The sequence below is a fragment of the Herbaspirillum sp. SJZ099 genome (genome assembly GCF_007828355.1).
Taxonomy (GTDB): Bacteria; Pseudomonadota; Gammaproteobacteria; order Burkholderiales; family Burkholderiaceae_D; genus Herbaspirillum.
The window spans coordinates 279,686-292,385 of record NZ_VIUO01000005.1; the positions used below are offsets into that span (position 1 = coordinate 279,686).

At 65.2% G+C, this 12,700-nt stretch carries 7 protein-coding genes; 5 read left to right on the top strand and 2 right to left on the bottom strand.

The features are described 5' to 3' along the window. Positions 1–222: 222 nt before the first annotated feature. Both FB597_RS13585 and FB597_RS13590 read right to left on the bottom strand, forming a co-directional pair. The gene (locus tag FB597_RS13585; protein ID WP_370454697.1) at positions 223–3,651 is read right to left on the bottom strand and encodes a UvrD-helicase domain-containing protein; all 3,429 of its coding nucleotides are present in this window, start codon (positions 3,649–3,651) and stop codon (positions 223–225) included. Next, complete coding sequence (locus FB597_RS13590) at positions 3,648–6,425, bottom strand: PD-(D/E)XK nuclease family protein (RefSeq protein ID WP_144769828.1); 2,778 nt, start codon at positions 6,423–6,425, stop codon at positions 3,648–3,650. Before FB597_RS13590 ends, FB597_RS13585 begins: the two co-directional genes overlap by 4 nt. Before the next feature lie 430 nt (positions 6,426–6,855). Here FB597_RS13590 and trxA point away from each other — a divergent pair, with 430 nt between their 5' ends. The 5 genes from trxA to FB597_RS13615 all read left to right on the top strand — a co-directional run bounded on the left by trxA (position 6,856) and on the right by FB597_RS13615 (position 12,672). Then, positions 6,856–7,182: a thioredoxin TrxA gene (trxA, locus tag FB597_RS13595; protein ID WP_050469112.1), complete on the top strand. Its 327-nt coding sequence runs from the start codon at positions 6,856–6,858 to the stop codon at positions 7,180–7,182. Between the two features lie 142 nt (positions 7,183–7,324). Next, on the top strand, positions 7,325–8,587 hold the full coding sequence (rho, locus tag FB597_RS13600) for a transcription termination factor Rho (RefSeq protein WP_008325783.1): 1,263 nt from the start codon (positions 7,325–7,327) through the stop codon (positions 8,585–8,587). 280 nt (positions 8,588–8,867) lie between these two features. Continuing rightward, positions 8,868–9,140, top strand: a complete 273-nt coding sequence (locus FB597_RS13605; RefSeq protein ID WP_141913604.1) for a type B 50S ribosomal protein L31 — start codon at positions 8,868–8,870, stop codon at positions 9,138–9,140. Positions 9,141–9,527: 387 nt separating this feature from the next. Beyond that, positions 9,528–11,252, top strand: a complete 1,725-nt coding sequence (locus FB597_RS13610; protein WP_144769850.1) for a glycosyltransferase family 39 protein — start codon at positions 9,528–9,530, stop codon at positions 11,250–11,252. A gap of 31 nt (positions 11,253–11,283) precedes the next feature. Continuing rightward, complete coding sequence (locus tag FB597_RS13615; RefSeq protein WP_144769829.1) at positions 11,284–12,672, top strand: MATE family efflux transporter; 1,389 nt, start codon at positions 11,284–11,286, stop codon at positions 12,670–12,672. The last annotated feature ends 28 nt before the right edge of the window (positions 12,673–12,700 follow it).

Here is a 12,700-nt window from a genome sequence, read left to right on the forward strand (position 1 = left end):
ATGCATCATGCAGATCGCGCGAGCGCCGGCAAGCTGTCCGACATGTCGATGGATGCTTGCCCGATGATGGCGATGCCGATTATCTGGGCCGACCGATGGTGCCGCTCGTCGCGATGGTCTTTTTTATATTACAACGGAATAATTGATTTTCTTCGTTTGATTTTCGTCGTCCGGAATTTATCCGCAGCACATTGACTCCAGAGACAATCATTTAGGGGAGCCTCATTGTTCCCAAAACCGTCCGTCGGCGGTAATCAGTGCTGACCTGATTCGTTTGTCAGAAAACACCGACATCAGCGCGCTGCGATAGCGCGCCAGCTGCGCCGCATAATCGGCGCGTTCGCTGTCCAGCAGGCGCCGTTTGTAATCCAGCACCCAGACCTCGTCGTCGAACATGACCACGCGGTCGCAGCGCAGCACGCCGCCTGGCGTGACGATTTCCATCTCGTTGCGCGCCGCGCGGTGCAGCGCCGGATTGAAGAAACGCTCCAGCTCCGGCTGCGCGAACACATGCCGCGCCTGCGCATGCACTACCTTCGCCATCTCCGCCGAAATGCCCAGCCAGCGCGCCAGCACGGGCGCCGGCGGCACCTGCGGCGGCCAGTGCGCCGCATACGTCAGGCGCTCCAGCAAGGCATGCAGCGCCACGCCTTCGTCGATGGCGGCACTGCTTGCCAATGTGCCGTCTTCGGCGACAGCCGGCGGCGCGTCCCCTTCGTCATCGGCCGGCATGCCGAACAGCGAGGGCGGCATCGGATGCGGATCGAACAAGGCGATCTCGACATCCGGCGCCACATCGGCCGCCGCAGCGCCGGCCACCGCCTCAATGGCGATATCGCGCACCGGCGCCTCGGCGGCAAACAGGCGCTGGTACCAACTGCCTTCCTGCAAGCCGCCTTCGCTCGCGCCGCGGGTGCCGGCCACGCCGGACACCAGCAGCAATTTCTTGGCGCGCGTGACGGCGACATACAGCAGGTTCCAGTCTTCCTGCAGGCGGAACGATTCCTCGGCGGCGAACAGGTGCGCGCGCGCGCGGCCACGCTCGCTGCGGCGACCGAAGGCGGAAAAATGGGTGGGCGCGTCCCGGTCTTGCGGCCAGTCGCACAGGATGCCGACGTTGTCATCCACCGAGTCGCTGTGGTTGGCGTCCAGCAGCGCCACCACCGGCGCTTCCAGACCCTTGGCGCTGTGCACGGTGAGGATTCGCACCGCATCGGCGGCGGCATCGACGCTGGCCTCGTCGGGCGCATCGCCGCCGGCACTGCGTTGCAGCGCGCGCAAGGCGTCGATAAATTTGGGCAGGCTGGGATAACGCCCGGCATCCATGTTCAGCGACAACTCGACGAAGGCCGCGATGTTGCCCAAGGTCTGGCTGCGTGTGAGCGGCGAGGCGTTCTGCGCATAGCGCGCCACCAGTTGGCCCTGGTGCAGGATCCGGTCCAGCAGGTCATGCACCGGCAGATGGGGCGCGGCTTGCAGCCAGCGCTCCAGTAGGTTGACCGCGCGCACGATCTCGGCCGAGGCGCTGCCGTCGCGCTGCATGGCTTGCATGCGCTGCCACCAGTGGCCGCTGTCGGCGTCGCCGCCCGATTTTCCACGAATCGCGATCTGGATCAGGTCGCGGTCGGTCGCGCCGACGATCGGGCTTTTCAACACATGCGCCAGCGCGCGCGTGTCGTTGGGCGTAATCAGGAACGTCAGCAAGGCGATCAGGTCGGCGATCTCCAGCGACTCCAGCAGCCCGCCGCGCCGGTCGGAGATGAACGGGATGCCGGCCGCGCGCAGCGCGCTTTCATAAGCGGCCAGGTGGGTGCGCTTGCGCACCAGCAGCATGATGTCGCCCCAGCGCATGGCCCGCTCCGACTTGCCTTCGACCACCGGCACTTCGCGGTAAGCCTTGAGCAGCGCCTGCGCCAACGCTTCGCCTTCCAGGCGGCGACGTTCGTCCTCTTCTTCTTCGCGCGGCGTGGTCAGCGGGTTGCGCCAGGCGATGGCGCCCTCTTGCTCCGCTTGTTCTGCTTCCGCTTCAACCGGTTTCGCCAGCGGCAAGCGCCATACTTCGCCGCCATCGATGCCCAAGGTGGTCTGCTGCGCGAACAGCGGATTGCCGCCGCGCATGAAAGACTGGTTCAGCAGCGCCACCACCGCGCTGGCGTTGCGCCGCGTCTGGTTGGCGCGCAGGATGGCCGCGCCCTGCTCGCGCAGCAGCTCGCGCGCGGCCACGAACACGCGCGGCTCGGCGCGGCGGAAGCGGTAGATCGATTGCTTGGGGTCGCCCACCACGAACACGCTGGGTTGCTCGACATCGCCGCCATAGGCGCGCAGCCAGGAGCGCACGATGCTCCATTGCAGCGGGTTGGTGTCCTGGAACTCGTCGAGCAGGATGTGCTTGTAGCGCGCATCCAGGCGCGTCTGCAGGTAGGCCGCGCTGGCCTCGTCGTTGAGCAGCCGATAGGCCTGCCATTCGAGGTCGGCGAAGTCGAACACGCGCTGCTCGGATTTCACTTCCTGGTAGAAATCGAGATAGGCGCGCCCGGCGCCGAACAATACCCGGTTCAATTGCAGCACGGTCTTTTCCTTGCTGCGTTGCTGCAGCGCCGCCAGCGCCTCGCCGGCGGCGTTGAAATCCTGTTCGAAGGCTTCCAGCGCGGCCTCTTCATCGGCGTCGTAATGCCTGGCCAGCGCCGCGAGGAAGGCTTTCACCTTGCCGTTCTTGCGGGGCTTGTCCTTGTCGTCGTAGAACTGGCTGAACAAGGCGTCGAAATTGTCCAGCGATGCGCCTTCGGTCAGCGCCGTTTCGATCGCCGTCGCACGCGCCTTGTTGGCGGCCGATCCCTGCCCGAGCAGGAGCGCCAGTTGGCCGATGCGTTCGCGCAGGCCGCTGTCGTCCCACAAGCTCAGGCGCGCATCGAGGCGGGCGTCGCTGCCGCATAGTTGTTCCAGCCAGGCCAGCGGCGTCGGTTCGCCCTCGCCCTCCCCATCGTCCTGCCGGGTCGAGGCCCACCATTCGGCGCGCTTGTCGAGAAAGGCGTCGAGCAGATTGCGGGCATTGAAGTCGCCGGCCAGTTCGTACAGTTCCAGCAAGGCGGCCTTGACCGCTGCGCCCTTGGGCGAGCGCAGGCTTTGCATGAAGCGGCGATAAGCCTCGTCCAGCAGCTCGCCGTTCTTCTCGGTCAACGTGTAGCCATGCGGCACCCCGGCCGCCAGCGGCGCGATCTGCAGCAGGCGCGCGAACCAGCTATGGAAGGTGTCGATGGACAGGCTTTGCTCGCTCGACAGGATCCGTTCGTAAAGGCCGCGCGCCACCGGCAACAAGCGCGCAAGATCGGCCTCGGCCACCCCGCGTTCGCGCAGCAGGCCGGCGGCCTCATCGTCATCGGCCAGCGCCAGTTGGTGCAACAGCTCCATCAGGCGTTCGCGCATTTCCTGCGCGGCCTTGCGCGTGAAGGTGATGGCCAGCAGTTCGGACGCCTGGGCGCCGGCCAGCAACAGGCGCAGCATGCGCGCCACCAGCAGCCAGGTCTTGCCGCTGCCGGCGCAGGCCTCGACCACCACCGAATGCCGCGGGTCGCACGCCGCGCGCGTGAATGTGGCGGCGTCGACCGCGACGCCGTCGACTTCATAGGCGGCCGGTTTTCCGTCCCTGCTCACAGCCACGCTCCCTTGCGGCACAGGCCGCGCATGTCGCAGTACTGGCAGACGGAATCGATGCCGTTGGCCGGCAACGCGGCGCCATGCGCCACCGCTTGCATGGTGACGCCAATTTGTTGCTTGAGCATCTGCTGCCTTTGCGGGAAATCCGGGGCGGCGGCATCGCCGATCTTCTTGTCCGCGCCCAGCTCCAGCGCGACGTAATGGGCGGCGTCGATGCGACTGTCGGCCAGCAGTCCGTAGAAAGCCAACTGGTGGTCGTCTTCATCCCTGACCTTTTGCCGCAGGCTGGCCAACGGCCGCGTCTTGTAGTCCAGCAGCGCACGTTCGCCCTGCTCGTTCTCGTCGACGCGGTCGAGCCGTCCGTAGAGTTCGATGGCGCCGTCCTCCCAGGCCAGCGTGTGCGACAGGGCTTCCTCGCCCATGACGAAATGCCAGCCCTGCGCTTCGCGCTCGCCAGCCCACAACAGGTAGGCCGGCATCACCTTCTGCCAGCGCGCGTAATACGCCAGCGCGGCCGGATGCTGGTTCAGCGCACGGTTGAAGACCTCGGCCGAGATGGTTTCCAGCAAGGGCGCGCGCGCCGGCGCCGGGGTCTGTTCGTCGCGCACGGTCTCGTGGTAGCGCGTCAGGATCTCGTGCAGCCAGCTGCCGTAGTCGCGTTTCTCGGGCATGTCGGACAGTTCATCCATCACCGCCACGCGCAGCATGCGCGAAGCGAAGAACTGGTAGGGACAGGCCAGGAAGCTGCCATAGGCGCTGGCCGACAGTTTCGGCGGCAGCAATTCCGGCGCGGCCGGCGCCGGCATGGCCGACATTTGCGCCGGCAAGGTCTTTGGCGGCGGCGGCAACCGGATCTCTTCCAGCGCGGGCAGGCCTTCCTGCGCCAGCTTCAATGCCAGCCGCTGCAGCCAGGGACTGACCGGGTTCGGCTCGCCATCCTGCTGCGTCTGCCAGCACAGCACCACTTCGTCGTTCACGCACAGCAGCTCGACCAGGTCGCGCAATTGCTGGCGCTGGCGGGAAGCGCGCGTGGCCAGCCCCAGCTCGCGCCGCACCGCATTGGAAAAGAACAGCGTCTCCTGCGGCGGCGACGGCAGGTGGGCGGCATCGGCGCCGATCACCAGCACGGCATCGAAGCGGCGCAGGCGCGCGCCGTTCAACGGCAGCATCACGACGCGGCGGTCGGCGATGGGCGGCATATAGGAAGTCGCATCCAGCCGCAGGTTGAGCAGGGCGCGCCATTCGGCGAAAGAGAACTCGTCCTGCAGCGCCGAGCCGTCCAGGCCGTATTGCTCGGCGGCGATCTCGTCGAGCAGCAGCAGGCATTGCTCGCCGGCCACATCCTGGCGCAGCGCGGCAGCCATGCCGAGCGCATCGATCATCGCGCGCTCGGCATGGCACCACGCGGCCAATGTCTTGCGGCCGGCGAATTGCGCCGCCTGGCGCGCCAGCGTCGCCACGCATTCCAGATCCGCGCCATCGGCGACATCGGCCAGGGCGCCCTGCACCGCTTGCCATTCGCCGGCGATGTTGTAGCGCCGCAGGCGGGCCTCGATGCGCATGACGCGGTCGGCCTTGGCCGCGTCATCGGGAAAGACGAAGGGGGATTTCAGCAAGTCCAGCAAGGCGCCGGTTTCGCCGCGCGCGGCCACCACCTCGTTCCAGGCCGCCAGCGCGGCGGCGGCGCGGGTGGTGGACAGCTTCCAGCCGGTCTCGTCGGCCACGGCTACTTGCGCGCGTTCGAGCAAGGCGCGCAGGCGGCGCGCGGTCACGCGGTCTTGCGCGACCACGGCGATCTCCTGCTTGCCTTGCGCCAGCCAGCGCAGCACGATCTGCGCGCTTTGCACTGCGGCGTCTTCCAGGTCGCCGGCCGGGCACAAGGCGGGCAACACGGGCAGCGTCACAGGACGCGACGGGGCGCCGGCATCGGCCGGCGGATATCCGCCCTCCGCGTCGTCCGCCAGTTCGGGCCAGGCTTGCATATATAAGGGGTGACGCTGCGCGATGACTTGCCGATGCCAGTCCAGCGTCACCACGCGCACCGTCTGGCGTTCGGCATAGGCATTCAGGAAGGCGGCGTCCAGGGGTTCAGGCGCAGTCGGGCCGATCCAGACCAGCGGCATGCTGGCGCGTCCGGCCAGCGCCAGCATCGCCGAAAAGCGCTGGGCAATGCGGTCGCTGGCATCGAGTTGTCCCTTCCAGACCTGCCACACCAGTTGCGCCTCGTCGGACAGCATGCCGTGCGCCGATGGCGCCAGCGGTTCCAGCAACTGCGCCAGCGCCTGTCGCCAACGGTTGTCCGCGGCATCGGTGGCGCCGGCATGGGCGCGGATCTCGGGCAAGAGCGCCAGCGTCAATTCGTCCGAGAGCGACAGCAGCGTATGCGCCAGCGGCAGCAGATCGGCGTTGCGCCGCGCGGAAAACATTTTCTTCAGCCAGCCGTGCTCGCGCAGTTGCGCATAGAGCTGCATGAGGCGTTCGCTTTCCGGGGGCGCCGCCTGCGCGTCGGGCGGCAGCATCGCCAGCCAGCCGGACAGGGTATTGATGCGCGGCGCCAGATAAGGCCGCCCCAGTTCGCGCGCCAGCGCGTTTTTGAAATTCTGCGCATGCGAGAACGCCGGCACCAGCAATTGGCAGGAGGAAAAGTCGAGCGCGTCCCCGGCTTGCGACCGCAAGGCGTCGCCCAGCGGCTGGCCGGTCATGAGCAACAGGCGCACGGCCTGTTGCCAGAAATCGGCGGAAGGCGGGATCGGTATCGTTGCTAAAGGCATGCGTGGTCGGCAAAGGGGGCTGGCGATTGTATTTTTCTCTCGGCCCGACAGTTTTTATCAATCACAGGGCGTAGACACGCTCTCAATCTGCTGCGCATTGTATGCCAGCGGCGCAGGCGTTTCAGGCCTTTTTCGGCCAATCCGCCCGCAAATGCGCTGCGGGCGGGGAGCGGGGTCGGCCAGCCCCGCTGATGGCGGCTGACAACAACGCCGATGGCGCCGCCCACACTTTTGCAAAAAATCGGTTATGATTGTTTCCGTACCCCGCCGAATACCCCTGCCGCGCTTCAAAAACAACTTGAATTGGCGCGCAACGACTCCACGTAGACTCTGCAATTCCGGAAGCGTTGATGGCTGACGCCAGGCAAAATGGTATTTATCCACGGCGCTATTTGACTACTTATATACTCCCTCATACCGAGGACATGCCATGAGCGAAAACATCAAACATATCTCCGACGCCTCTTTCGAAGCCGATGTGCTGAAGTCCGACAAACCCGTCCTGGTCGATTTCTGGGCCGAATGGTGCGGCCCCTGCAAGGCGATCGCCCCGATCCTGGAAGAAGTCGCCAAGGAATATGACGGCAAGCTGCAGATCGCCAAGCTGGATGTCGATTCCAACCAGGCCATTCCCGCCAAGTTCGGCATCCGCGGCATTCCGACGCTGATCCTGTTCAAGAACGGCGCGGCCGCTGCCCAGAAGGTCGGCGCGCTGGCCAAGGGCCAGCTGACTTCGTTCATCGACAGCAATATCTGACCATGTTCCAGACGGCGGCGCGCCCGCGCCGCCGTTCGCCTGATGTAGGTTCCCGCTGCAGGTTCCCGCGCCAGGCTCATTCGTTGACTCACACCACGCAACTCCCTCCCCCACCTTTATTTTTCCCGTCCCGGGACATCATATGCACTTATCAGAATTAAAAGCGATGCACGTCTCTGCGTTGCTGGAAATGGCAATCAGCCTGGACATCGAGAACGCTGCGCGCCTGCGCAAACAGGAACTGATGTTCGCGATCCTGAAGAAACGCGCGAAATCAGGAGAACAGATTTTCGGCGATGGCGCCCTTGAAGTGTTGCCTGACGGCTTCGGCTTCCTGCGCTCGCCCGACGCCAGCTACATGGCGTCCACCGACGACATTTACATTTCGCCCTCGCAGATCCGCCGCTTCAACCTGCACACCGGCGACTCCATCGAAGGCGAAGTGCGCACCCCCAAGGATGGCGAACGCTATTTCGCGCTGGTCAAGGTCGACAAGGTCAACGGCGAACCGCCGGAAGCCTCCAAGCACCGCATCCTGTTTGAAAACCTCACGCCGCTGCACCCCAACAAGCTGCTGCAGCTCGAGCGCGACATGCGCGGCGAGGAAAACATCACCGGCCGCATCATCGACCTGATCGCCCCGGTCGGCCGCGGCCAGCGCGGCCTGCTGGTGGCCTCGCCCAAGTCCGGCAAATCGGTGATGCTGCAGCACATCGCGCACGCCATCACCACCAACCATCCCGATACCGTGATGATCGTCCTGCTGATCGACGAACGTCCGGAAGAAGTGACCGAAATGCAGCGCTCGGTGCGCGGCGAAGTGGTGGCATCGACCTTCGATGAGCCGGCCACGCGCCACGTGCAGGTCGCCGAAATGGTGCTGGAAAAGGCCAAGCGCCTGGTCGAAATGAAGAAGGACGTGGTGATCCTGCTGGACTCCATCACCCGCCTGGCGCGCGCCTACAACACCGTGATCCCGGCCTCCGGCAAGGTGCTCACCGGCGGTGTCGACGCCAACGCCCTGCAACGCCCGAAGCGCTTCTTCGGCGCCGCCCGCAACGTCGAGGAAGGCGGCTCGCTGACCATCATCGCCACCGCGCTGATCGAAACCGGTTCGCGCATGGATGACGTGATCTATGAAGAATTCAAGGGCACCGGCAACATGGAAGTGCACCTGGAACGCCGCCTGGCCGAGAAGCGCGTCTACCCGGCCATCAACCTGTCCAAGTCCGGCACCCGTCGCGAGGAACTGCTGATCAAGCCGGACCAGCTGCAGAAGATCTGGGTGTTGCGCAAGCTGATGTACGACATGGACGAGATCGAGGCGATGGAATTCATCCTGGACAAGATGAAGTCCACCAAGAACAACGCCGAGTTCTTCGACATGATGCGCCGGGGCAACTGATCCCCTGCACGGCGCCAAAGCAAAGGACGGCATGCCAGGCGCATGCCGTTTTTTTTCGCCCGTGGACAGTCAAAAACTGCATGAAATGCAACAAATCCCCGGAAAATGCGGGAAAAAGCCGCTGCAGCGACGCCCCATCCCAGCCGCGGCTTGACCCAAGCCCCTGATTTGATTGTATAATTTCGGACTTTTCCAAACCGGCAAGTGATCGGCAATCGGGTCAAGAAGCAGTGCGACCGACGAAGTGGCGATTGGCTACCAAACTACCCTGAGGCAGAAAATGAAAGAAGGCATCCACCCGGATTACCGCGAAGTCCTGTTCCACGACGTGTCGAACGACTTCAAGTTCATCACCCGTTCGACCATCGGCACCCGCGAAACCGCCGAATTCGAAGGCAAGGAATACCCGCTGGTGAAGATCGAAGTTTCGTCGGAATCGCACCCGTTCTACACCGGCAAGCACAAGATCGTCGACACCGCTGGCCGCGTCGAGAAGTTCCGCCAGAAGTTCGGTTCGGTTGGCTCGAAGACTGCAGTCTCGAAGTCGGAGTAATCCGCGCTTTATCCGAAAAAGGCAGCTCCGGCTGCCTTTTTTGTTTGCGCACGCGGGATCTCGCATCATGTTTCGCCCCGGCCCGACATGAGAGAGGGAACGGACTCCCGGCGCGCCGTTGTCTGCGCACCGCAACAGCAAACCCAAATGCCTTGCCGGCGAACCGCCGTGTAGCAGTCAGAAACAACTATTTACGGGGAATTGCTGCACAATAACGGCTGCGTAAAATTGTCCCGGCCAGCGCTGTTCAACCGTCCGGGATGCCAGTGCAAATTAATGGCCCAGGCGCGCATGAAGCGCACCGTACCGGCCGCAATGTTGCCCGCGCCGCACCGGCGCCGGGTTCGAACCGATCAGCACGACAAGACCAAGAGCAATAACATCTTGATGAAGCCAGTCCGTCTTCCAGCAGCAGCCACCAACGCGCTTCCGCGCATGGTGCTGCTCGCACTCGCCCTTTTGTACATCCTGCCCGGCCTGATCGGCCGCGACCCGTGGAAAAACGAAGACGCCACCAGCTTCGGCATCATGTGGACCATGGCGCACGGCACGCTGGCCGACTGGCTCACGCCCAACGTCGCCGGCCTCGCCTTGCCGGCCGAAAGCCCGCTGGCCTACTGGTTCGGCGCCCTCTGCATCAAGCTGTTCGGCTGGCTGCTGGGCGATCCGCTGGCCTCGCGCGTGTCCACCATCGGCTGCTTCCTGGTCGGCTCGCTGTCGATCTGGTACACCACCTATCTGCTGGGCCGCCGCCCCGAGGCGCAGCCGCTGAAACTGGCTTTCGGCGGCCAGCCCGAACCCAAGGACTTCGGCCGCACGCTGGCCGACGGCGCCTTCCTGATCTATCTCGGCTTCCTCGGCCTGCTGCTGCACAGCCACCAAACCAGTCCCAAGACCCTGCAGATCGCGCTGGTCGCCTACGCCATGTATGGCGCCGCCCGCGTATTCGATTTGCACCAGCGGCACCATGCGCTCTGGCTGGGCGCAGCGCTGGGCATGCTGGTCCTGACCTACGGCTGGCTGTTGCCGGTCGGCGCGCTGGCCGGCTTGCTGGTATTGGCCGCAGCGCGCAAGGATGCGCCGGCCGCCCGGCTGCTGCTGGGCGTGTCGCTGCCGGTGGCCGCGCTGATCTGCGCGCTGTGGGTATACACCATCCGCACCCTGCTGCCGGCGGAAGCCGCCAGCCAGTTCGATATCTGGATGAGCTGGAACATCTACCAACTCAACGGCCCGACATGGGGCGCGCTGGCCTTCTTCCTCAAATACGGCGTGTGGTTCGCCTGGCCGGCCTGGCCTTTTGCCGGTTGGGCCGTGTACGCCTGGCGCCGCCAGCTGGGTTCGCTGCATATCGCCCTGCCGCTGGCCTTCTTCATTCCCCTCACGCTGCTGGTGCTGGTCAACGTCCACAGCGAAGAAGGCATGCTGCTGCCGCTGCTGCCGGCGCTGGCGATCCTGGCCGCGTTCGGCCTGCCGACCATGAAGCGCGGAGCCATCAATGCGGTGGACTGGTTCTCGGTGATGACGCTGACCACCTCGGCCGCGTTCATCTGGATCGGCTGGATCGCCAAGGAAACCGGCTGGCCGGCGCAGATCGCGCGCAATGCCTACAAGCTGGCGCCCGGCTTCAAGCCCGGTTTCGAATGGATTTCGCTGGCCATCGCCATTGCCGCGTCGGTCGCCTGGATCATGGTGGTGCACTGGCGCATCTCGCGCCGCCCTTCGGTGCTGTGGCGCGCGGTGGTCTTGTCCTCCGGCGGCGTGATCCTGTGCTGGGTGCTGCTGATGACGCTGTGGCTGCCCTGGGCCAACTACGGCAAGAGCTACGCCGGCGTGGCCCAGCAGATCGAATCCAGGCTGACCTCGGTCAAGCAATGCGTGCAAAGCAATGTGGGCCCCGCCCAGCGCGCGTCCTTCGCCTATTTCGGCAACGTCCGCTTTGCCGACGACCGCGACCAGCGCTGTGACTACCTGCTGCTGCAGGACGACATCAGCAACCAGGATGCCTCGCCGATGCTGCGCCAGTATCCGGGTTCCTGGCACATGGTGTGGGAGGGCCGCCGTCCGTCCGACCGCGACGAACGCTTCCGCCTCTACCGGCGCGCCGGCCAGTGACGCCGGCCGCGCCTTTTTCCGCTGCTGCAGATTGAATTCCGACACGCCCGCCGTTTCTTCCCGCATCCACGTCGGGCGCATCGCGCGCCTGGCATGGCCGCTGCTGGTCGGCCAACTGGCGCTGATCGCCAACGGCGTGATCGATACCGTCATGGTGGCGCGCTTTTCGGCGCTCGACCTGGCCGCGCTGGCGCTGGGGGTGTCGATCTACGTGAGCGTGTTCGTCGGCTTGTCCGGCGTGCTGCAAGCCTTGCAGCCGACCATCGGCCAGTTGTTCGGCGCCGGCCGCCACGGCGACATCGGCAATGAAGTCAAGCAGGGGCTGTGGCTGGCGCTGTTGCTGAGCATCGTCGGCGGCCTGGTGCTGGCCTTCTCGCCGTTTTTCCTGTCCTTCGCCAAGGCCTCGCCGGAGCTGGTCGAAAAAGCCACGCTCTACCTGCGCATCGAAGCGCTGGCCCTGCCTGCCACGCTGGCGTTCCGCGTGTATGCCGCGCTCAATACCGCCATGTCCCGGCCCAAGATGGTGATGGCGATCCAGCTCTGCGGCCTGCTGCTGAAGTTGCCGCTCAATGCGCTGCTGATCTTCGGCGGCCTGGGCCTGCCGGCTTTTGGCGGTCCCGGCTGCGCGATCGCCACCACGCTCATCGCCTGGCTGATGATGGCCGTGGCCTGGCTGCTGGTGGCGAAACTGCCGGCTTACCGCCCGCTCAAACTGTTCGGCAGCGGCTTCGTGGCGCCCTCGTGGAAGATCCTGCGCACGCTGCTGCGCCTGGGCATCCCGATCGGCTTGTCCTATTTCATCGAAGTCACCGCATTCACGCTGATGGCGGTGTTCATCGCCCGCCTGGGCGCGGTGCCGGTAGCCGGCCACCAGATCACCGCCAATGTCGGCACGGTGCTGTACATGCTGCCGCTGTCCATTGCCAGCGCCACCAGCACGCTGGTGGCGCAAGCCATCGGCGCCAACCAATGGAAGGCGGCAAAAAAGATCGGCTATGCCGGCATCCGCCTGTCGATCGCGCTGTCGGTGCTCATCGGCATCGTGGTCTGGTTCACGCGCGCGCACATCATCCGCGCCTATACTCCCGACCCCACCATTATCGGCGCGGCGTTGCCGCTGTTCCTGTTCATCGCCTTCTACCAGCTGTTCGACTCGCTGCAGGTCACCACGGCCTTCGTGCTGCGCGCCTACAAGGTGGCGGTGGTCCCGACCGTGATCTATGCGGTGACTTTGTGGGGCGTGGGATTGGGCGGCGGTTACCTGCTCGGCTTCGATACGCTGGGCCTGACGCCGGCCAGCCTGCAAGGCGCACCCGGCTTCTGGCTGGCCAACAGCGTCAGCCTGGGGTTGGTGGGCGCCGGCCTGCTGGCCTATCTGCGCACCATCCAGCGCCGTGCCGGCGGCGCGCTCAAGGCCTGAGGCCCGATACCCGAAACCCGCAAGCGGC

Bases quoted from the DNA above. Each gene is read 5' to 3' on its own strand.
- rho (WP_008325783.1), top strand. From the start codon at position 7,325: ATGCACTTATCAGAATTAAAAGCGATGCACGTCTCTGCGTTGCTGGAA.
- FB597_RS13610 (WP_144769850.1), top strand. From the start codon at position 9,528: ATGAAGCCAGTCCGTCTTCCAGCAGCAGCCACCAACGCGCTTCCGCGC.
- trxA (WP_050469112.1), top strand. From the start codon at position 6,856: ATGAGCGAAAACATCAAACATATCTCCGACGCCTCTTTCGAAGCCGAT.
- FB597_RS13605 (WP_141913604.1), top strand. From the start codon at position 8,868: ATGAAAGAAGGCATCCACCCGGATTACCGCGAAGTCCTGTTCCACGAC.
- FB597_RS13590 (WP_144769828.1), bottom strand. From the start codon at position 6,425: ATGCCTTTAGCAACGATACCGATCCCGCCTTCCGCCGATTTCTGGCAA.